This is a genomic window from Pedococcus badiiscoriae (assembly GCF_013408925.1).
Lineage (GTDB): Bacteria > Actinomycetota > Actinomycetes > Actinomycetales > Dermatophilaceae > Pedococcus > Pedococcus badiiscoriae.
The window spans coordinates 1,033,237-1,053,769 of the sequence record NZ_JACCAB010000001.1; the positions used below are offsets into that span (position 1 = coordinate 1,033,237).

Genomic DNA, 20,533 nt, shown 5'->3' on the forward strand with positions numbered 1-20,533 from the left:
GGCCTCTCGGGCTTCGCACGTGGAAACCAGCCTATGCGTCAGGATGGCCCCATGCGCCCCATGCTGGCCAGTCCCGCCCCGAGCATCCCCGTCGGGGACGACTGGATCCACGAGGTGAAGTGGGACGGTATGCGGGTGCTCGCCGACGTGCGGGACGGCGCGCTCACCCTCACCTCGCGCATCGGCAACGACGTGACGGTCAGCTATCCCGAGCTGGCCGGCCTCGCCTCCTCCTATGACGACATGCTGCTGGACGGCGAGGTCGTGGCGCTGCAGGACGGGCGCCCTTCGTTCGGCGCCCTGGCCGACCGGATGCACGTGCGCGACCGCCGCAAGGCCGAGCGGCTGGCCACGGTGCGGCCGGTGACGCTGATGATCTTCGACCTGCTGCGGCTGTACGGATCCGACCTCACCGCCCAACCACTCTCGGCCCGGCGTGAGCTCCTCGAACGACTCGACCTCTCGGGTCGGCACTGGCAGGTCCCTCCCGTCTACGAGGACGGCCAGGAGCTCTTCGGTGCCACCCTCGAGCAGGGACTCGAAGGCGTCGTCAGCAAGCGGCTCTCGGCGCCCTACCTGCCCGGCCGCCGCTCCACCGACTGGCTGAAGTCCCCGCACCGGACCACCCTGTCCGCCGTCGTCGGCGGGTGGCGATCCGAGAAGACCAACGACTCGGGGCGGATCGGGGCGGTGCTGCTCGGCGTCCCCGACGGTGGCGGAGGCTGGCGGTTCGCCGGGCGGATGGGCAGCGGCATCGCCGGTCGCGCGGCCACCCAGCTCGCCGAGGCGCTGGCGCCGCACACCCGGCAGGACTCACCGTTCAGTGACGAGGTGCCCCGCATCGACAGGGTCGGTGCGACCTGGGTCGATCCGGTCGTGGTGGTCGAGGCTCGCACCCTGGAGGTGACCCGGGACGGCAGGCTCCGGCAGCCGGCATACCTCGGCATCCGCTCCGACCTGACCCCCGAGGACCTCCAGGAGGTGGACGGTGGCTGAGCGCTACGTTCCGCAGGCGACGCGGGTCGAGGTGGCGGGACGGACGCTCAAGCTCACCAGCCTCGACAAGCTCCTCTTCCCCTCCACCGAGACCACCAAGGGGGAGGTCCTCAACTACTACGCGCAGGTCTCGGAGGTGCTGCTGCCGCTCCTGGCCGACCGTCCGGTGACGCGGGTGCGCTGGCCGCACGGGACCGGCGACCAGAGCTTCTTCGAGAAGAACCTGCCGTCGGGCGCCCCGCAGTGGCTGCCCCGGGTCACGATCGACACGGTGACGTACCCGATGGTCGAGGACCTCGCCCAGCTCACCTACCTGGTCAACCTCAACTCGATCGAGCTGCACATACCCCAGTGGCGCGTGCACGACGACGAGCGCCAGAACCCCGACCGGCTCGTCATCGACCTCGACCCGGGCGCGCCGGCAGGGCTGAAGGAGTGCGCCCAGGTCGCGCTGATGGTCCGCGACCGGCTCGGCGCCCTGGGGCTCGACCTCTACCCGGTCACGAGTGGCAGCAAGGGGATGCAGCTCTATGCCGGCCTGCCCGGCGACCTCACCTCCGACCAGACCCGCGACCTCGCTCAGCAGCTCGCGCAGGAGCTCACGAAGAAGCACCCCGACCTCATCGTCTGGAAGATGACCAAGTCCCTGCGGCCGGGCAAGATCTTCCTCGACTGGAGCCAGAACGTCGCGGCGAAGACGACGGTGTGCCCGTACTCCCTGCGGGGCAAGGAGACACCCACGGTCGCGGCTCCGCGCTCGTGGGACGAGGTCGAGGCCGGAGCGGGCGGGGCGAAGTTCGAGCAGCTGATGTTCGACCAGGTGCTGGACCGGCTCGACTCCGAGGGCGACCTGCTGGCCCACCTGCTGGACTAGGCGGCTTGGACTAGGCGCCTGCTGGACTAGGCGCCTGCCAGCCGCGGGCAGCCCGAGCACTCGTGCACGCCCGGCAGCACGTAGATGAAGCAGCACGACCCACGGGCGGGCGGTCGCTGGCCGCTGGCTCGCGCCAGGGTCATGGCCCACACGTCGTCGACCATGGCGCGCCGGGTGTGCTGACCGAGCCGCACCGGCGACCGGTAGCCGAGCGCGAGCTCCAGCGCATCGACCCGGTATGCCGCGCGCGCGGCTTCCAGCCGGTCGTCCAGGGGCTCAGTCGTCACCCGAGGACGCTCGAACTGGGCCGCGACCGGGTACAGCTGGCTCGGCTGGAGCTCGAAGCTCAGTCCCGACTCGACGGGGTGGACGACCCAGGGATGATGTCGCGCAGCGTGCACCCCGGCCTCGGCGGCCGCCTCGAGGGTCCACTGGAGGACGAACGCCGAAGGCATCGAGTCGGGTACGACGGCGGCATACTGCCGAGCCGTTGAGATGCTCAGGCGTTCGCGCCAGTCATGCAACGCGTCGATTCCGGCGCGCTGCTTTTCGACAATATCGCGCCAGCTCCAGGACAATACCGAATCTCCGGCTACGCCCGGACGTGCCGCAGAACCCTCCGGGACGTGCCTTACCTCCAGGGTCAGTGCGCCTTGTCGTAGGCGGCCTGCACCTCGGCGGAAATGCGCCCGCGGTCACTGACCTTGTGCCCGTTGGAGCGGGCCCACTCGCGCACGTCGCCGAGGTCGCGCTTGCCGGATCCACGGCCACCAGAGGTCCGCCCCGCGGTGCGTCGGCCGGCCGCCCGACGCGCATGACCGACATACGGCGCCAACGCATCACGCAGCCCGGCAGCGTTCTTGCTGCTGAGGTCGATCTCGTAGGTGACGCCGTCGAGGGCGAAAGTCACCGTCTCCTCTGCGACCGAACCGTCGATGTCGTCCTCGAGCACAATGCTCACGCGCTGGGCCATGGAGATTCCTCTCGGCAAACAATGAAAAGGGAGTACGTCAAAGATAGTGGCTCGACAGGCCATTTCCCAAACATTGTCCGGACTCCCCGAAAGTCACCCCGACAAAACGTTCTCAGGAAATCTTCTCGCCATTCGCCGAGGGCCCTGAATCGGCCTTTCCCTCATCGCCCCCGCCGCGCTGGGCCTCCCATTGGGAATGCGCGAGGCGTTCCTTGCGGTCGCCCTCGATCATGTTCTTGATGACCAGCCAGAAGAGGAACCCCACGCCGGCCGACGGGATCAGGGCGGCGACGTAGGGCCAGATCCCGCTCATCTCGACCCCTCCGGCTTGAGGTGCGGGAACAGGATCGTCTCGCGGATGTTGGCGTCGGCGAACAGCATGACGAGGCGGTCGACCCCGAAACCCAGTCCGCCCATCGGCGGGGCGCCGTACTCCAGGGCTCGCAGGAAGTCCTCGTCGAGCTGCATCGCCTCGGGGTCGCCCCCGGCCGCCTTGACCGACTGTGCGGTGAGCACCTCGCGCTGGACCACCGGGTCGATGAGCTCGGAGAAGCCGGTCCCCCGCTCGACCCCGGCGATGATGAGGTCCCAGGCCTCGATCAGCCCGGGCTCGGTGCGGTGCGGGCGGGCCAGCGGCTGGGCAATCGCCGGGTAGTCGCACAGGAACGTCGGCTGCAGCAGACGCGGCTCGACCAGCTCGCCCAGCAGCTCGAGGAAGACCTTGTCCTTGTCCCACGAGGGGTCGATCGCCACGTCGTGCTTCGCGGCATACCCACGCAGGGTCTCGACGTCGGTGTCGATGGTGACCGTCTCACCCACCGCCTCGGAGACCCCCTGGTAGACGGGCAGCCAGCGCCACTCGCCGTCGAGGTCCACGGTGCCCGCGGCGGTCTCGACCTGGCGCGAGCCGAGCGCGTCGGCGACGCCGAGGAAGACGTCGCGCATGAGGGCGGCGATGCTCGTCTGGTCGCCATAGGCCTGGTAGGCCTCGAGCATCGTGAACTCGGGGCTGTGGGTGGCGTCGACGCCCTCGTTGCGGAAGATGCGGCCCATCTCGTAGACACGGTCGACTCCGCCGACCACCGCCTTCTTGAGGTTGAGCTCCAGCGCGATGCGCAGCGTCATCGCCTGGTCGAAGGCATTGAGATGGGTCCTGAAAGGCCGGGCCGCGGCCCCGCCGTGGATGAGCTGGAGCACGGGCGTCTCGACCTCGAGGTAGCCCTGGGCCTCGAGGACCCCGCGGATCGCGGACAGTGCACGCGCCTTGGTGCGCACCATGTCGCGCGCCTGCTGCCGGACGATGAGGTCCGCATAGCGCTGGCGCACCCGCGACTCCTCGGAGAGGTCCTTGTGCAGCACCGGCAACGGGCGCAGCGCCTTGGACGCCATCTCCCAGCGGGTGGCCATGACCGACAGCTCGCCGCGACGCGAGGAGATCACCCGGCCCTCGACGAACACGTGGTCTCCGAGGTCGACGTTAGCCTTCCAGTCGGCGAGGGCCTCCTCCCCGACCTCTGCGAGGCTGAGCATGACCTGCAGCCGTGTGCCGATCCCCTCCTGCAGGGTGGCGAAGGCGAGCTTGCCGGTGTTGCGGATGAAGATGACGCGTCCGGCGACGCCCACCACGTCCTGGGTCTCCTCGCCGGTCTCGAGGTGGCCCCACTGCTGCCGGACCTCCTCGAGCGTGTGGGTGCGCGGCACCTGGACCGGGAAGGCCTGCCTGCCCTCGGCCAGCAACCGGTCCCGCTTCTCCCGACGCACCTTCATCTGCTCCGGCAGGTCGGCATCCGTCAGGGCCGCCACGGGGGTGGCGTCTGTCGCCATGCTCGTGGCGTCGGTCGCGCTGGGGGTCTGGCTCACCCGCAAAGGGTACCTACCGCCAGCGCGTGCCTCGCAGGGCGGACCCGGCCGACGGGCTCAGCCGTCGGTGAGGTCGAGGGCCAGGTCGAGGATCGGCGAGGAGTGGGTCAGGGCGCCGACGCTGAGGTAGTCGACACCCGTCTCGGCGTACTCGCGTGCGACCCGCAGGGTGAGCCCACCGGTGGCTTCGAGCTCGACGTCCTCGCCGGTGGCGCGCACCGCACCCACCGTCTCACGCAGCAGGTCGACGGACATGTTGTCGCACAACAGGAACCGCGCCCCGACCCGCACCGACTCGAGCGCCTCGGCGGTGGTGGTGACCTCGACCTGGATCGGGACGTCGGGGAACTTCGCCCGCACCGCGGCATACGCCTTGCTCAGCGAGCCTGCGGCGAGCTTGTGGTTGTCCTTGATCATGGCCACGTCGAACAGGCCCATGCGCTTGTTCGTGCCGCCCCCCGCGCGGACGGCGTACTTCTCGAGGGCTCGCAGCCCCGGGGTCGTCTTGCGGGTGTCGAGGACGGTGGCGCCCGTGCCCTCGAGGCGCTCCGCCCACGCGTGGGTGGAGGTCGCGATCCCGGACAAGCGGCACAGCAGGTTCAGCATCGTCCGCTCGCCGACGAGGGTCACCTGGGTCGAGCCGGCCAGCGTGGCGACCACGTCCCCCTTGCTCACGAGGTCACCGTCCCGGTGCTGCGTCGTCGTGCGCAGCGGCTCGGCGCCCATCCGCCTGGCCACCTCGTCGAAGACCAGGCCGATGAGCGGTATGCCGGCCAGGGTGCCGTCCTCGCGCGCGACCACGGCCGCCCTGCTCACCTGGGCGGCGGGGATGGTCGCCATCGTCGTGACGTCGACCCCGTCGGGTCCACCGAGGTCCTCGGTGAGGGCGGTGCGGATGACCGCCAGCGCGTCGGCCTCGGGGAAACGCAGGTCGCCGGTGGGCGCGTGGGTCATGCGAGATCCTGTTCGGGAACGGGTTCGAAGGTGGTCGAGAGTGTGCCGTCGGAGCCCCGCACGACGAGGGTGTGCCCGCGCCAGCGGGGGTCGACCTGGCTCGGATGGTCGCTGCGCAGGTGACCGCCACGGGTCTCCTCGCGCAGCGACGCCGCAAGGGTCAGCACCTGGCCGATGTGGAGCAGGTTGGTGGTCTCCCACGACTCCGGGCCGGGCTCGCTGGAGGTGGCGGCGAGCGCGAGTCCTTGCAGGGCGAGCGCCGTGGTGGCCAGCGACTCGGCCGAGCGCACGGCTCCGGACCCTGCCGTCATCGCGGCCTGCACCTGCACCCGGGCCGAACCGTCGAGCAGGGCCGCGTCCTCGCCCGGGGCCACCTCGTCGGCCGGGGCCGTCCCCGTGGCCAGGGTGCCATCGGTCGCCTCGACCGCCGGATCCGCCTGCGGCAGCTGGCCACCCGCCATCCGCTCGCTGATGTCGTCGGCGATGCGGTGGGCGAAGACCAGACCCTCCAGGAGCGAGTTCGACGCCAGTCGGTTGGCGCCATGGACTCCCGTGCAGGAGACCTCGCCACAGGCGTAGAGGCCGTCGAGGGTGGAGCGCCCGACCAGGTCGGTGCGCACGCCGCCGCTGGCGTAGTGCTGCGCCGGGGCGACCGGCAGCAGCTCGGTCGCCGGGTCGAAGCCGAGCTCACGACACCGCGCCACGATGGAGGGGAAGCGCTCCTCGAGGAACTCCCGACCCAGGTGCCGGGCGTCGAGGAACACGTGGTCCTCGCCGGTCTCGAGCATCCGGTCGACGATCGCCCGCGACACCACGTCACGCGGTGCCAGGTCGGCCAGCGGGTGACGCCCCTGCATGAACCGCACTCCGTCACGGTCGACGAGGAAGGCCCCTTCGCCGCGCACGGCCTCGGAGATGAGCGGCTGCTGGCCGCGCGACCCCGGGCCCAGCCACAGCACGGTGGGGTGGAACTGCACGAACTCGACGTCCGCCATCACCGCTCCGGCTCGCAGGGCGGCCGCCATGCCGTCGCCCGTGGCGACCGAGGGGTTGGTCGTCGCGGAGTACACCTGGCCCAGGCCCCCGGTGGCGAGCACGACGGCCCGTGACCTGGCGGCGCCGACGCCGTCCATCTGTCCCTCGCCGATGACGTGCAGCGTCACGCCGCAGACGCGCGACTCCTCGTCCTGGAGCAGGTCCACGACGAGGGCGTGCTCGATGACCTCGATGCCCGGGTCGTCCTGGACACGGTGCAGGGCGGCGATCAGGGCCCGGGAGATCTCCTTGCCCGTGGCGTCCCCGCCGGCATGCGCGATCCGGTCCTTGTGGTGGCCACCCTCACGGGTCAGCTTGAGCTCGCCGGCGTCGTCGAGGTCGAACTCGGCGCCCAGGGCCACCAGCTCGCGGACCCGTTCGGGACCCTCGTGGACGAGGGCCGTGACGGCGGGGACGTCGCAGATCCCGCACCCCGCCACCAGGGTGTCGTGCAGGTGCTCCTGCGGTGAGTCGCCCGGGTCGAGGGCCGCCGCGATGCCGCCCTGGGCCCACTGCGTCGACCCCTCGTGGAGCACGGTCTTGGTCACCAGGAGCACCCGGTCCACCCGCTGCCGCAGGCGCAGGGCCGTCGTGAGGCCGGCGATGCCGGAGCCCACCACGATGACGTCCGCCGACGTCGTCCAGCCGGGTTCCGCGGCCACCAGCCGGCGCGGGATCCGCAGTCCCGGACCGTCAGTCATGGTGGCGCCGGGTGACCGCTGAGGTCCTCAACCCGAAGCCGTCGGGCACGTCGCCGCCGTCGTGGCCGATCTCGACGATCTTGTTGTCCTTGTCGACGAAGACGACCTCGGGCTCGAAGGTCCTCGCCTCGTGGTCGTCCATGGCGGCGTACGCGATGATGATGACGGTGTCGCCGGGCGAGATGAGCCGGGCCGCCGCACCGTTGATGCAGACGATGCCGGAACCGCGCTCGCCCTCGATGGCGTAGGTGGTCAGCCGGTTGCCGTTGTCGACGTCCACGACGTCGACCTGCTCACCCGGGAGCAGGCCCGCAGCGTCCATGAGGTCGCGGTCGATGGTGAGCGACCCGACGTAGTGCAGGTCCGCCTGGGTCACCGTGGCCCGGTGGATCTTGGCGTAGAGCATGAAGCGCTGCATGTGCACGTTCCTCGATGTGTGGGGCCTCGGGGTCCTCGGCCCGGGGCGTCAGCTGCCGGCGGAGTCGACGTCGGAGAAGACCTCGAGCGCCCCTCCGCCGGGTCCGACCGAGATGGGCAGGTTGTCGATCAGCCTGGTGGTGCCCACCCGGCCGGCGACGGCGAGGAGCGCCTCGCCGCGGTACCACTCGGGCACGTCCTCCAGGGTCGAGGGGTGCACGAGGACGAGGTAGTCGATCAGCGCCAGCGGCTCGCGCACCAGGACGGTGCGAGCCGCCCGGCGGATCGCCGAAGGTCCCTCGGGTGCCGCGGCCGCACCGGCCCGCAGCGCCTGGGACAGGCACAGCGCCGTCTCGCGGTCGGAGGCGGTGAGGTAGGTGTTGCGGCTGCTCATGGCCAGCCCGTCGGACTCGCGCACGGTCGGCACCGAGACGACTTTCACCGGGAAGTCGAGGTCGCGCACCATCCGCCGGATGAGCAGCAGCTGCTGGGCGTCCTTCTGCCCGAAGTAGGCGGAGTCGGCCCGGGTGAGGTGCAGCAGCTTGGCGACCACGGTGAGCATCCCGTCGAAGTGGCCCGGGCGGGCCTGCCCCTCCAGCACGTTGCCCAGCGGTCCCGCCGAGACGCGCACACCGGGGTCGCCGTCCTCGTAGATGACGTCCGGGGTCGGTGCGAACACGACATCCACCCCCGCCCGGCGACAGATCTCCATATCGCTGTCGAAGGTCCGGGGGTAGCGCGACAGGTCCTCCCGCGGCCCGAACTGCAGGGGGTTCAGGAAGATCGTGACGACCACGTGGGCGGCACGCCGACGAGCCGTCTCGATGAGCGTCGCGTGCCCCTCGTGCAGGGCGCCCATCGTCATGACCACCGCGACGTCGCCGTCGGTGAGTCGTCGCCTGGCGGTCCGCAGCTCGTCGCGGGTGCGCGCCACCACGGGTTCGGCACCAGCCGTCACGACGGCGGCCAGCGAGGCAGACGGCATACCGGGGTGTTCGCTCACTTATCGCTCCTGGTCGGTCGCGAGGATGTCCAACAGTGGCTCGGCCACGTGGGGCTTGAGCCGGCCGCTGGCCAGGGCTCGCTCGGCGGTGGCCCGCGCGAGCGCGAGGTAGGTGGGTCTGATGTCGGGGCTGACGTGCTGCAGTTGTCGCAGGTGCTCGGCAACGGTACCCGCATCCCCCCGCGCGACGGGGCCGGTGAGGGCAGCGTCACCTGCGCGCAGGGCGTTGTCGAGCGCGGCGGAGACCAGGGGTCCGAGCACCCTGGACGGCTTCTCGACCCCCGCCGCCCGCAACGCCTGCAGCGACTGGGCGACCAGCGTGACGAGGTGGTTGGCCCCGTGCGCGAGGGCCGCGTGGTAGAGCGGCCGGTCGGGCTCCTCGATCCAGACCGGCTCGGCGCCGATCTCGAGGACGAGCGCCTCGGCGACCGGCCGCAGCGGCTCGGGAGCGGTCACCCCGAAGCAGCACTCCACGAGGCGTTCGAGGTCCAGGCCGGTGCCGGTGAAGGTCATCGCCGGGTGCAGGGCCAGCCCGAGCACGTGCTGGTCGAGGGCCGGCGCGTACACCTCGAGCCCGTGTCGGCCCGAGGTGTGCGCGACGAGCTGGCCGGCCTGCCAGGCCCGGGTCGCACTCAGCCCCGCGACGAGGTCCGCCAGGGCGTCGTCGGGGACCGCGAGCAGCACGAGCTCGGACCGCCGCACGACGTCCTCCGGGGACACGACGGGGATGCCGGGCAGCAGCTGGGCGGCGCGCGTGCGGGACTGCTCGCTCACGCCCGAGACGGCGACCACGCGGTGGCCGACCCGCTGCAGGGCCGCCCCCAGGACGGCACCCACGCGTCCGGCGCCGACCACGCCGACGTCGAGTCGGGCGGGACGCTCGTCGGCCGAAGTCACGCGCCCAACCTATCCCTCACGGGGAGGAGGTCGGCACGCGGTTTGACCTGCGGTCCGGCACGCGGTTTGGCGGGTGCCGGACCGCCCGACCCGCACTAGGTTGGCCCGGTGACCCTCCTCGACTGGCAGGTGGCCTGGCAGGGCGCCCTCTACGGTCCCGACGGCTTTTACCGCGCCGCTTCGGGCCCTGCCGGCCACTTCACGACGGCCACGCACGGCGCGCTCGGCGAGGTCCTCGCGGGAGCGGTGGCCCAGCTGGCGCGGGAGAACGGCCTGACCCACGTCGTCGACATCGGGGCGGGGCGCGGTGAGCTGCTCACCCACGTGGCTGCCGCGGACCCGGCGCTGCGCCTCACCGGGGTCGACGTGGTGACCCGGCCCGAGTCCCTCGATCCCGCCGTCGAGTGGCACGTCACGCCCGGCGGTCGGGCCCTGCCGCACGAGCTGCGCGACCTGGACGGCGCGCTCGTGTTCGCGCACGAGTGGCTCGACGTCGTGCCGTGCCCGGTGGCCGAGGTCGACGACGACGGGGTGCTGCGCCGGGTGCAGGTGGACGTCGACACGGGTCAGGAGGCCCTCGGCCCGACCGTCAGCGGCCACGACCTCACCTGGGCGCAGACCCACTGGGAGACCTCCGCACCCGGATCCAGGGTCGAGGTCGGCCTGCCCCGCGACCTCGCCTGGGCAGAGCTCGTCAGCCGGGTCGACCGAGGGGTCCTCGTGGCCGTCGACTACGGGCACCGCGGCGGCGACCGGCCTGCGGGGGGCACCCTCGCGGCATACCGACGCGGCCAGCAGGTGGCGCCGGTGCCGGACGGGACCTGCGACCTCACCGCGCACGTGGCCATGGACACCCTCGACCACGACGAGCTGCTCGACCAGCGCACGGCCCTGCGCGGGCTCGGAGTGGATGGTGGCACCCCCGCCCACGAGCTGGCCAGGCGCGACCCGCAGGGCTATCTGCAGGCGCTGGCCTCGTCGTCGGCCGCAGCGGCACTGACGGCGCCGGGCGGCTTCGGCGACTTCCTGTGGGCGGTCAAGCGCGTGGGCTGACCACCAGCCGCTCGAACCCGCGCAGCACGAACGTCGGCCGACGCAGGGCTTCGGCCACCTCGAGGTCCGGGAAACGGGCCAGCATGGTGCGCACCGAGATCTCGAGCTCCAGCCTGGCCAGCGGGGCGCCGATGCAGAAGTGGATCCCGGCGCCGAACGCCAGGTGCGGGTTGGGGTCGCGCTGGGCATCGAACCGGTCGGGGTCGGCGAACACCGCGGGATCGCGGTTGGCCGCCCCGAGCAGCGCCGCCACCTTGTCGCCCGGCTCGAGCAGCACCCCGGCCACCTCGGCCGGCTCCTTGGCGGTCCGCTCGAACAGGTGCAGGGGCGAGTCGTGGCGCAGGAACTCCTCGACCATGCGCGACACCGCCGCGTCGTCCGCGACGTCCAGCCCCTGCCGGTCGCCCGCGGTGAGCCACGAGTGCAGACCGTTGCCGAAGCCGTTCACGCTGGCCTCGTGACCCGCGTTGAGCAGCAGCACTGCCGTGGCGACCAGCTCGTGTGCCGAGAGCCGGTCCGACCCGTCGCGCGCCGTGACGAGGTCGCTCAGCAGGTCGTCACCCGGCGCCTGGGCGCGCTGCGCCGCGAGCTCCTCGACGTATGCCGCGAACGCACCGCAGGCCTCGCGCGCCGCCGCCTCGTCCGCGGGGGTCCGGCCCACCTCGTACATCCGCACGATGGCCTGCGACCAGGGACGCAGGTGGTGCCGGTCCGACTCGGGGACGCCGAGCAGCTCGGCGATCACCAGGACGGGCAACGGCTCGGCATAGTGCTCGATGACGTCGAACTGCCCATCGGGCAGGTCTGCCAGGAGTCCCTCGGCCAGCGCCCGGATGCGGGGAGCCAGGCGCTGCACATGGCCCCGCCCGAAGGCACCGGCGACGAGGCGGCGCAGGCGGGTGTGCTTCGGGGGCTCGCTGTCGAGGATCGAGTCGGCGTGCAGCCAGTTGAAGGTGTCCCAGTCGGCCTCGGGGGTGCGGGGTGCGAAGACCCGGCCCAGGCGTCGGTCGCGCAGCACCGCTCCGGCCTCGGCGTGGCCGCTCGCCAGCCAGACCCCCAGGCCGCTGTGCCAGGCCACCGGGGCGGTCGAGCGCAGGGCCGCGAGGTGCGGGTAGGGGTCCGCGACGACCGCTGGGTCGCCCAGATCGAGGAAGTCGGCGGCATCGACAGTGGGCTGGATGGGCACGCCGTCAGCCTGCCGCAGATCGCCGCGTTTTGTCAGGCGCTCCATCGAGGGCAGACTTTGCTGTTGCTGTCACTCGAAAGGACCGTCGTCCCCATGAAGCACCAGCACCACCTGCGCGCCACCACCGCGGCGGCCCTGGCCGCCCTGGCGGCCGGTGCCCTGCTGTCCGCCTGCGGGTCAGGGGCCCCTGCACCCGACGTCACCGTGACCGTCACCCCCACCGTGACCGCCAAGGGCCCGGGCGGCCCGTCCACCCCCACGGTGCCCACGTCTGACGTCAAGGGCCGCGCCTTCGACTTCGGCTTCGTGAGGAAGGTGAGCACTGTCGCCGGCACCACGGTCCTCGAGCTGGACCGGTTGACGTGGACGGGGCTGTCCGACGCCAAGCTGGCCCAGACCGGCGTCCCCACCGGGCCTTTCGTCGGCGCCGTGCCCTACACGAACCAGAACGCCAAGCTGACCTACACGATCCCCGTGGTCAACGGAGCGCGGATCCTCTACAACCACTGCATCGCCCACGACCAGCCGATCCAGACCAAGTCGATCGACCCCACGGCGCTCACGGGCCTGGCCGACCGCGAGAACACCGTGCTGGTCCAGCTCGACGCCGAGGGCCGGGCCACCTCGATCCAGAACATCCCCGGCTGCCCCGCCTGACGCGACGCCTGACTGCCCGCGGCGGTGACCACGCGGCATACGGCAGACTGGCGAGGTGACCACGACGCAAGGCCGGCGCGAGCTCACCGTCGGCATGGGCGCGGGCAGCCTGGCCACCGCCGACATGGTGCTCAACATCGGCCCGCAGCACCCCGCGACCCATGGTGTCCTGCGCCTGCGGATCGTCGTCGACGGGGAGCGCATCGTCTCGGCCGAGCCGATCGTGGGGTACATGCACCGCGGCGCGGAGAAGCTGTTCGAGGTCCGCGACTACCGCCAGATCATCGTCCTGGCCAACCGGCACGACTGGCTGTCCGCGTTCTCCTCCGAGCTCGGGGTCGTGCTCGGCGTCGAGCGGATGCTCGGCATGGAGGTGCCGCCGCGCGCGGTGTGGGCCCGCACCCTCCTGGCCGAGCTCAACCGGGTGCTCAACCACCTGATGTTCCTCGGCTCCTACCCGCTCGAGCTCGGCGCGATCACGCCGATCTTCTACGCCTTCCGCGAGCGCGAGGAGCTCCAGGCAGTCATGGAGGAGGCGTCGGGCGGGCGGATGCACTACATGTTCAACCGCGTGGGCGGCCTCAAGGAGGACCTCCCCGCGGGCTGGCTCGACCGCGTCGCGTATGCCGTGTCAGCGGTCCGCGGGCGGCTGCCCGACCTCGAGGCGCTCATCGTGGGCAACGAGATCCTCGAGGCGCGGACCCGGGGGGTCGGCGTGGTGTCGCCGGAAGTGGTTGCGGCGTATGGGGTCTCGGGGCCGATCGCGCGTGCGGCCGGGGTCGACATGGACCTGCGGCGCGACGAGCCCTACCTGGCGTACGACGAGCTGTTCGCGCCGGGCGGCCCGGGTCGCGTGGTGACGCGCACAGCCGGGGACTGCCTCGCCCGCCTCGAGGTCCTGCTCGAACAGGTGCACGTCAGCCTCGACCTCGCGGAGGCCTGTCTGGACCGACTGCGCACGCTCCCCCAGGGTCCGGTGAACGTCAAGCTGCCCAAGGTGCTCAAGGTCCCCGAGGGCGATCTCTACACCGCCACCGAGAACCCCCTCGGCTTCAACGGCTACTACCTCGTCTCCCGCGGGGAGAAGACCCCGTGGCGGCTCAAGCTGCGTTCCGCCTCGTTCAACAACGTGGCCGTCCTGGCCGAGGTGCTGCCCGGCAACCTCATCGCGGACATGGTCGCGATCCTCGGCTCGATGTTCTTCGTCGTGGGCGACGTCGACAAGTAGCGCCCCGGTCCCGCCCGGCGGTCAGGAGTGCGGGTCGCGGTCCGGGTCCCCGGACGGGTCGACGCGACACATCCGCTGCGTGACCATCCCGGCCGTCATGAGCACCGCCGACGCGAAGCAGAGGGCCAGCAGCTTCCACAGCAGGCTGCGGTAGCCAGGCAGGTCCAGCTCGGCGAGGGCGTGCGCCACCTGCGCGGCATACCACCCGAGCACCCCTGCCCCGGTGAGGGCCGCGGCCTGGGCGAGCACGAGGGTGCGCGCGGCCCTGATGGGGCTCAGCGACTTGCGGGCCTCGCCCCGCAGGAAGCGCCGCACCGGTAGCCCGGCGGCGACGACGAGGAACGCCATCGCGACGATCATGACCGCCGACACCCACGACGCTGGTCCGAGCAGGTGCCCGTTGTTGAGGTAGAGCCGCCAGCCGACCCACGACAACAGCCCGACCACGGCGACGATCGCGGCGAGCTGCGCCCAGCGCAGCCCGCGACCCTCGTTCACCACGGCCCCTCCAGCAGGTCGACGTCCGGTCCCGGTCGGACGCCGGACACGTCCATCCCGCTCACCAGGTCGGCCACCCGGCGGACCTGGCCGCCCACCCGCAGCACCGCCTCGGAGTCGGCCTGCAACCAGGGCACCAGCACGAAGCCGCGTTCGTGGGCCCGGGGGTGCGGCAGGGTGAGGGTCGGGCTCTCCATGACGATGTCGGTGTCGAACACGGGGTCGCCGTACTGGATGAGGTCGAGGTCCAGGGTCCTTGGCCCCCAGGGGATCTCGCGGGTGCGCCCGTGGGCCCGCTCGATGTCGTGCAGGGCGGCCAGGAGCGACGAGGGGGCGAGGTGGGTCGTGCCCGTCACCACGGCGTTGAGGTAGGCCGGCTGCTCGGGGCCGCCGACCGGGTCGGTCTCGACGACCGAGGAGACCTCGACGATGTCGATCAGGCCGTACAGGGAGATCGCCGCGTCGTGCAGCGTCTCGACGGAGTCGCCGATGTTGGAGCCCATCGCGATGACGACCTGCGCCCGACGCTCGCGGTTCACCCGCACCTGCACGTCGGTGAACGGGTGCCCCACGGGGGCTTCGGGCTTGTGGACGACGACCTCGACGGCCTCGACGAGCGGCCGCAGGAGCACCCTGTCGGCGATCCGCGACGCCAGGGCCTCGATGAGGTCGAGGGAGTCGCCCTCGATGAGGGCCACGACGTCGCCGGCGACCTCGGCGTAGTTGACGGTGTCGGCCAGGTCGTCGCTGGTGCCCGCGGGCCCGAGGTCGAGGTGCATGGTCACGTCGACGACGAAGGTCTGGCCGTCACGCTTCTCGAAGTCCAGGACGCCGTGGTGCCCGCGGGCGGAGATCCCTTTCAGGACAATCTGATCCGTCATCGCTGCACCCGCGTCATCGCTGCACCTCTGGTCGATGTCGCCCGCGTCACTGGGCCTCCTGGATGGCGCGGGCGACCCGCATGGCGTCGAGGGTGGAGGGGATGTGGTGGACCCGCACGCCCCACGCGCCGAGCCGAGCGGCATGCATCGACGTCGCGGCCGTGGCCGGGTCGCGGTCCAGCGGTGGCCTCGGCTGCCCACCGGCCGGCACCCCGATCCGGCCGAGGAAGGTCTTGCGCGAGGTGCCGACCAGGATGGGGTGGTCGAGCGCCAGCAGTCGGTCCAGCCCGCGCAGCAGGGACCAGTTGTGCCCGGTGAGCTTGGCGAACCCGAAGCCGGGGTCGAGCACGATCCGGTCGGCGGCGATCCCGGCAGCCACCAGCTCGTCCGCCCGACGGGACAGCTCGGCCACCACCTCACCGACCACGTCGCCGTAGACGGCGCGGGACTGCATGTCGGCGCTGTGCCCCCGCCAGTGCATCGCCACGAACGGCACGCCCGCCTCGGCGACCATCCCGGCCATCTCGGGATCGGCCATCCCACCGCTCACGTCGTTGACGATCGCCGCTCCCGCGGCAAGGGCGTCCGCAGCCACCTCGGCGCGCATCGTGTCGACCGACACGACGGCACCCGCGGCGGCAAGGGCGGTCACGACGGGCAGCACCCGACGCCGCTCCTCGGCCACCGAGGGGCGCTCGGCCCCCGGCCGGGTCGACTCCCCGCCGACGTCCACGATGTCGGCTCCCTGGGACATCAGCTCGCGACCGTGCTCGATCGCGGCCGACGGCTCGAACCACTGACCACCGTCACTGAACGAGTCGGGGGTCACGTTGACCACCCCCATGACGACCGGCAGGCCGTCGGACCGGCGCAGCGGCCAGGCGACGGTCGGGGGCGTGCTCATCCCCGGCCACCGAGCCAGCTGAGCGTCGGCCAGGTGAGGAACGCCTCCGCCTCGAGGGCGGCGAGACCGACCCGCGGCAGGTCGGACGCCGAGGGGTAGACGAGGAACCGAGGCTGCCACTGCGGCTGGAACTTCGCGTTGAACCGGTAGAGGCTCTCGATCTGGAGCCAGCGCGACGCGAAGAGCAGCAACCGCCGCCACATCCGCAGGATCGGGCCGGCGCCCAGCTTGCCACCGCGTTCCAGCACCGAGCGGAAGGCCGCGAAGTTCAGGGACACCCGCTTGACGCCCATCCCCGGCGCTGCCGCGAGCGCCTCGGTGATCATGAGCTCGTTGACCCCCGCGTCGGCGCTGGCGTCGCGCCGCATGACGTCGAGGGACATCCCGTCGGCACCCCACGGCACGAACTGGAGGAACGCTCGCACGACCCCGTCCTGCCGCGCCACGACGAACACGCACTCAGGGTCGTCGTCGTCGAGCAACCGGCCCAGGGCCATCGAGAACCCCCGCTCCGTGGCGCTGGAGCGCCACGCGGCGGCATCCCTCATCGCCCGGTCACGCACGTCGGGGCTGACGTCGCGGACGCGACACACCTGCACGTCATACCCGGCGCGGGCGACCCGACCCACCATCTGCCGCACGTTGCGCATCGGCCGACCCGCGAGGGTGAACGCCGAGGCGTCGACGACGGCCTCGTCACCGAGCTCGAGCGCGGTGAAGCCGGTCTCGCGCACCCAGATCGTGCCGGCGTGCTCGGAGCACCCCAGCACGGCCGGCGTCCACGCGTGCGCGTCGGCCTCCGCCAGGAACGCGTGCATCGCCCCGGGCCACGCCTCGGGGTCCCCGACGGGGTCCCCGCTGGCCAGCATCACGCCCGACACCACGCGGTAGGCGATGGCCGCCTTGCCGCTCGACGACCAGATCACCGACTTGTCCCGCCGGGTGTTGAAATAGGCCAGCGAGTCGCCGTGCCGGTCGACGAGGGCGCGGAGCCTGGCTTCGTCGTCGGGCGTCAGCGACGGCATCGGCTCCGGGGGACGCAGCGCGAGGTAGACGGTCGTGAGCATCGTCATCAGGCCGAGCCCCAGCAGCAGCGAACCGACGATGTCGGAGGCTCGGTCTCGGGTGAACACCAGCGGTCCGTTGGCCCCCACCATGCCCAGTACCAGCTCCTGGGCGAGGTTCCACAGGCCGGGGAAGCCACCGACGATCATGTGCCGGTTGAGCCACAGGACGAGGCTGCCCGTCACGACCGACACCGTGAGCAGCACCACGAACGCGCGCACCGCGCGCCACCGCGTGGTGGGGTCACCCAGGGCGCGGAACTCCCCGCGGTAGCGCACCAGCAGCAAGAGCCCCACGACGGCGATCGCCGCGGCGACGGGCTCGGTCTTGATGGTGTGCAGCCCGGCCGACAGGGCCAGCAGCCCGATGGCCGCCCGCCAGGCTCGACGCTTGCGCCGCTTGAGCGAGTGCCCGAGCACGACGAGGAAGATGCCGGACACGACGGTGGCCGCGGCGGCCGCGTCGGACAGCGCCCCCGGGAGCATCTCGGTCAGACCGTGCAGGTGCACCCGCCACGAGTGCGCCAGCCCCGTCAGCAGGTCGACCGTGCCGATGAGGTAGGTGAGGTTCCCCAGCAGTCGCGGTGCCTTGGACGCCGCGAGTATGCCGGGAAGCTTGGAAGGGGTGGGCCGCGCGAGTTCGCGTCCCCTCACCGCTTGCCTCCCAGCAGGAGCGCCATGGCCTCGGCCCTGGTGGCCGGGTCCCGCAGCTGGCCGCGGACGGCGGAGGTGATGGTCCGGGACCCCGGCTTGCGGATGCCGCGCATGGACATGCACAGGTGCTCGCACTCCACGATGACGATCACGCCCTGGGCGCCCAGGTGGGTGACGAGCGAGTCGGCGACCTGGGTCGTCAGCCGCTCCTGCACCTGGGGCCGCCGGGCATACATCTCGACGAGGCGCGCCAGCTTGGACAGTCCGGTCACCCGGCCGTCCTTGGCCGGGATGTAGCCGACATGGGCCACCCCGTGGAAGGGCACGAGATGGTGCTCGCACATCGAGTACACCTCGATGTCACGCACCAGGATCATCTCCTCGTGCTCGATCTGGAACGTCTTCGCGAGGACGCTCGCGGCGTCCAGGGACAGCCCGGCGAAGAACTCGCCGTAGGCCCTGGCCACCCGGGCCGGGGTCTCGACGAGACCCTCGCGGTCCGGGTCCTCGCCGATGGCGATCAGCAGCTCGCGGACGGCCGCCTCCGCACGCGGCTGGTCGACCACGTGAAACTTGCCCTCAGAGGCCATTCGGATCGACCTGGCCACCCTCGGGGACTTCGATGACCTGGGTGGGCGGGTGCTCCTCGTGGGACTTGACCGCGCCGGCCTCGGCAGCCTTGTCGATCGCCTCGGCGGTCTGCCGGTTGGTGCCCGCGGACTCCAGGACCGGGGCCGAGCCGTTCTGGGCGGCCCTCTCGGCCGGGGTCAGCACGGGCGGCTGGTCGGACAGGAAGCGGGTCTCGCTGGAGAGCCAGGTCGGACGCACCGGGCGCTTGCGGATGGGCCCGAAGATGGCCGCGAGCTCCTTGGCATTGAGCGTCTCGTGCTCGAGCAGGTCGAGGACCAGCCGGTCGAGGATGTCGCGGTTGTCGTTGATGACGTGCCAGGCCTCGTCGTGGGCGGCGTCGATGAGCTTGCGCACCTCCTCGTCGACGATGCTGGCGACCTCCTCGGAGTAGTCGCGCTGGTGGCCCATGTCCCGGCCGAGGAAGACCTCGCCCTGGGACTGCCCCAGCTTGATGGCCCCGACGCGCTCGCTCATGCCGTACTCGGTGACCATCTTCCGCGCCATACCGGTGGCCTTCTCGATGTCGTTCGAGGCACCGGTGGTGGGGTCGTGGAAGACGACCTCCTCGGCCACCCGACCACCCATCGCGTAGGACAGCTGGTCGAGGATCTCGTTGCGGGTCGTGGAGTACTTGTCGTCCGTCGGCATCACCATCGTGTAGCCGAGCGCCCGGCCACGGGGCAGGATCGTCACCTTGGTCACGGGGTCGAGGTGGTTCATCGCCGCAGCCACGATCGCGTGCCCACCCTCGTGGTAGGCGGTGATCTTGCGCTCCTTGGCGGACATGATCCGGGTGCGCTTCTGCGGGCCGGCGATGACGCGGTCGATGGCCTCGTCGAGGGCGGCGTCGTCGATGAGCTTGCCGTCGCTGCGGGCCGTGAGCAGAGCGGCCTCGTTGAGCACGTTCGCGAGGTCGGCGCCGGTGAAGCCGGGGGTCCGGCGGGCGACGGCCAGCAGGTCGACCCCGGTGGCCATCGGCTTGCCCTGCGAGTGCACCTCGAGGATGCGGTGCCGGCCGATCATGTCCGGGGCCTCGACCGCGATCTGGCGGTCGAACCGGCCGGGACGCAGCAGGGCCGGGTCGAGGATGTCGGGGCGGTTGGTCGCCGCGATGAGGATGACGTTGGTCTTGACGTCGAACCCGTCCATCTCGACGAGCAGCTGGTTGAGGGTCTGCTCGCGCTCGTCGTGCCCGCCACCGAGGCCGGCGCCGCGGTGCCGCCCCACGGCGTCGATCTCGTCGACGAAGACGATCGCGGGAGCGTTGGCCTTGGCCTGCTCGAACAGGTCACGCACCCGGCTCGCACCGACACCGACGAACATCTCGACGAAGTCCGAACCGGAGATGGAGTAGAACGGCACGCCCGCCTCACCGGCGACGGCGCGGGCCAGCAGGGTCTTGCCCGTGCCGGGAGGGCCGTAGAGCAGCACACCCTTGGGGATCTTGGCGCCCACCGCGAGGAACTTCGCGGGCTCGGCCAGGAACTCCTTGATCTCGTGCAGCTCCTCGACCGCCTCGTCGGCCCCGGCGACGTCCGCGAAGGTCACCTTGGGGGTGTCCTTGCTGGCGAGCTTGGCCTTGGACTTGCCGAACTGCATCACCCGCGAACCGCCACCCTGCATCTGGTTCATGAGGAACCAGAAGAGGCCGAGCAGGATGATGATCGGCAGCAGCGAGCCCAGCAGCGACAGCAGCGGGTTGGTGTCCTTGATGACCTGGTCCGTGCCTCCGGGCGGGGGGTTGTCGCCGAGGAGCTTGACCAGGGTGGGACCGGCAGCGTTGACGTACTGGGTGCGGACCTTGCTGGCGTCCTTGATGCCCTTGCCGTCGGAGTAGGTCACACCCTTCTTGAGGTCGAGGTCGAGCACCTCGTTGTTCGTGATGACAGCCCGGTCGACCTTCTTCTCGGTGATGAGCTGCTGGGCCGCAGAGGTGTCGATCCGCGTGTAACCACCGGCGTCGCTGAGGCTGAAGACCATCAGCGTGATCGCGATGACGGCGACGACCCAGAACAACGGGGCCCGAAGGATGCGCTTGAAATCCATGTGTGTAGCGGGGCTGGCAGCC

21 protein-coding genes are annotated in these 20,533 nt (G+C 71.4%); 5 read left to right on the plus strand and 16 right to left on the minus strand.

Annotated elements, in window-relative coordinates; translation table 11 throughout:
- Positions 1 to 51: 51 nt before the first annotated feature.
- Both ligD (BJ986_RS04995) and ligD (BJ986_RS05000) read left to right on the plus strand, forming a co-directional pair.
- Positions 52 to 996 (plus strand): non-homologous end-joining DNA ligase, encoded by a 945-nt coding sequence (gene ligD, locus BJ986_RS04995; RefSeq protein WP_179420991.1) that lies wholly within the window; start codon positions 52 to 54, stop codon positions 994 to 996.
- Complete coding sequence (gene ligD, locus BJ986_RS05000) at positions 989 to 1,870, plus strand: non-homologous end-joining DNA ligase (RefSeq protein ID WP_179420992.1); 882 nt, start codon at positions 989 to 991, stop codon at positions 1,868 to 1,870. Before ligD (BJ986_RS04995) ends, ligD (BJ986_RS05000) begins: the two co-directional genes overlap by 8 nt.
- 26 nt (positions 1,871 to 1,896) lie before the next feature.
- Here the strand turns inward: ligD (BJ986_RS05000) and BJ986_RS16020 are convergent, their stop codons facing one another.
- From BJ986_RS16020 to BJ986_RS05045, 9 genes are all read right to left on the minus strand, one after another.
- Complete coding sequence (locus BJ986_RS16020) at positions 1,897 to 2,394, minus strand: (2Fe-2S)-binding protein (RefSeq protein WP_202881176.1); 498 nt, start codon at positions 2,392 to 2,394, stop codon at positions 1,897 to 1,899.
- A 119-nt stretch (positions 2,395 to 2,513) separates the two neighbouring features.
- Positions 2,514 to 2,843, minus strand: a complete 330-nt coding sequence (locus BJ986_RS05010; RefSeq protein WP_179420993.1) for a histone-like nucleoid-structuring protein Lsr2 — start codon at positions 2,841 to 2,843, stop codon at positions 2,514 to 2,516.
- 112 nt (positions 2,844 to 2,955) lie between these two features.
- Positions 2,956 to 3,156 (minus strand): hypothetical protein, encoded by a 201-nt coding sequence (locus tag BJ986_RS05015; RefSeq protein WP_179420994.1) that lies wholly within the window; start codon positions 3,154 to 3,156, stop codon positions 2,956 to 2,958.
- Positions 3,153 to 4,667, minus strand: a complete 1,515-nt coding sequence (gene lysS / locus BJ986_RS05020) for a lysine--tRNA ligase (RefSeq protein ID WP_179423499.1) — start codon at positions 4,665 to 4,667, stop codon at positions 3,153 to 3,155. The genes BJ986_RS05015 and lysS overlap by 4 nt, the downstream gene beginning before the upstream one ends.
- A 93-nt stretch (positions 4,668 to 4,760) precedes the next feature.
- Positions 4,761 to 5,657 carry a carboxylating nicotinate-nucleotide diphosphorylase gene (gene nadC, locus BJ986_RS05025; protein ID WP_179420995.1) on the minus strand — a complete coding sequence of 299 codons (897 nt, stop codon included), beginning with the start codon at positions 5,655 to 5,657 and terminating at the stop codon, positions 4,761 to 4,763.
- Positions 5,654 to 7,393, minus strand: a complete 1,740-nt coding sequence (locus BJ986_RS05030; RefSeq protein WP_179420996.1) for an L-aspartate oxidase — start codon at positions 7,391 to 7,393, stop codon at positions 5,654 to 5,656. The genes nadC and BJ986_RS05030 overlap by 4 nt, the downstream gene beginning before the upstream one ends.
- Positions 7,386 to 7,811, minus strand: coding sequence for an aspartate 1-decarboxylase (gene panD / locus BJ986_RS05035; RefSeq protein ID WP_179420997.1), 426 nt, complete (start codon positions 7,809 to 7,811; stop codon positions 7,386 to 7,388). The genes BJ986_RS05030 and panD overlap by 8 nt, the downstream gene beginning before the upstream one ends.
- A 48-nt stretch (positions 7,812 to 7,859) precedes the next feature.
- Positions 7,860 to 8,795 carry a pantoate--beta-alanine ligase gene (gene panC / locus BJ986_RS05040; protein ID WP_179423501.1) on the minus strand — a complete coding sequence of 312 codons (936 nt, stop codon included), beginning with the start codon at positions 8,793 to 8,795 and terminating at the stop codon, positions 7,860 to 7,862.
- A gap of 18 nt (positions 8,796 to 8,813) precedes the next feature.
- A complete protein-coding gene (locus BJ986_RS05045; RefSeq protein WP_179420998.1) occupies positions 8,814 to 9,710 on the minus strand; it encodes a DUF2520 domain-containing protein in 897 nt (298 codons plus the stop codon).
- A gap of 108 nt (positions 9,711 to 9,818) precedes the next feature.
- Between BJ986_RS05045 and BJ986_RS16740 the strand changes: the two genes are divergently transcribed.
- A complete protein-coding gene (locus tag BJ986_RS16740; RefSeq protein ID WP_179420999.1) occupies positions 9,819 to 10,763 on the plus strand; it encodes an SAM-dependent methyltransferase in 945 nt (314 codons plus the stop codon).
- Here the strand turns inward: BJ986_RS16740 and BJ986_RS05055 are convergent.
- The gene (locus tag BJ986_RS05055; protein WP_337794857.1) at positions 10,747 to 11,949 is read right to left on the minus strand and encodes a cytochrome P450; all 1,203 of its coding nucleotides are present in this window, start codon (positions 11,947 to 11,949) and stop codon (positions 10,747 to 10,749) included. The genes BJ986_RS16740 and BJ986_RS05055 overlap by 17 nt on opposite strands.
- 93 nt (positions 11,950 to 12,042) lie before the next feature.
- Between BJ986_RS05055 and BJ986_RS05060 the strand changes: the two genes are divergently transcribed.
- Both BJ986_RS05060 and BJ986_RS05065 read left to right on the plus strand, forming a co-directional pair.
- Complete coding sequence (locus BJ986_RS05060) at positions 12,043 to 12,606, plus strand: hypothetical protein (protein WP_179421001.1); 564 nt, start codon at positions 12,043 to 12,045, stop codon at positions 12,604 to 12,606.
- 94 nt (positions 12,607 to 12,700) lie between these two features.
- A complete protein-coding gene (locus tag BJ986_RS05065) occupies positions 12,701 to 13,834 on the plus strand; it encodes an NADH-quinone oxidoreductase subunit D (protein WP_179423503.1) in 1,134 nt (377 codons plus the stop codon).
- 21 nt (positions 13,835 to 13,855) lie between these two features.
- On the opposite strand, the gene BJ986_RS05070 is transcribed toward BJ986_RS05065, so the two are convergent.
- From BJ986_RS05070 to ftsH, 6 genes are read right to left on the minus strand one after another with little or no spacing between them, the layout of a single operon-like run.
- Positions 13,856 to 14,332 (minus strand): DUF3180 family protein, encoded by a 477-nt coding sequence (locus BJ986_RS05070; RefSeq protein WP_179421002.1) that lies wholly within the window; start codon positions 14,330 to 14,332, stop codon positions 13,856 to 13,858.
- The gene (gene folK, locus BJ986_RS05075) at positions 14,329 to 15,213 is read right to left on the minus strand and encodes a 2-amino-4-hydroxy-6-hydroxymethyldihydropteridine diphosphokinase (protein ID WP_179421003.1); all 885 of its coding nucleotides are present in this window, start codon (positions 15,211 to 15,213) and stop codon (positions 14,329 to 14,331) included. Before folK ends, BJ986_RS05070 begins: the two co-directional genes overlap by 4 nt.
- Positions 15,214 to 15,259: 46 nt before the next feature.
- Positions 15,260 to 16,117, minus strand: a complete 858-nt coding sequence (gene folP, locus BJ986_RS05080; protein WP_202881177.1) for a dihydropteroate synthase — start codon at positions 16,115 to 16,117, stop codon at positions 15,260 to 15,262.
- Entirely contained in the window at positions 16,114 to 17,835 is a 1,722-nt protein-coding gene (locus tag BJ986_RS05085; RefSeq protein ID WP_202881178.1) for a phosphatidylglycerol lysyltransferase domain-containing protein, read from the minus strand. The genes folP and BJ986_RS05085 overlap by 4 nt, the downstream gene beginning before the upstream one ends.
- Entirely contained in the window at positions 17,832 to 18,425 is a 594-nt protein-coding gene (gene folE / locus BJ986_RS05090; protein ID WP_179421004.1) for a GTP cyclohydrolase I FolE, read from the minus strand. The genes BJ986_RS05085 and folE overlap by 4 nt, the downstream gene beginning before the upstream one ends.
- On the minus strand, positions 18,415 to 20,511 hold the full coding sequence (gene ftsH, locus BJ986_RS05095) for an ATP-dependent zinc metalloprotease FtsH (protein ID WP_179421005.1): 2,097 nt from the start codon (positions 20,509 to 20,511) through the stop codon (positions 18,415 to 18,417). The genes folE and ftsH overlap by 11 nt, the downstream gene beginning before the upstream one ends.
- Between the last annotated feature and the right edge of the window lie 22 nt (positions 20,512 to 20,533).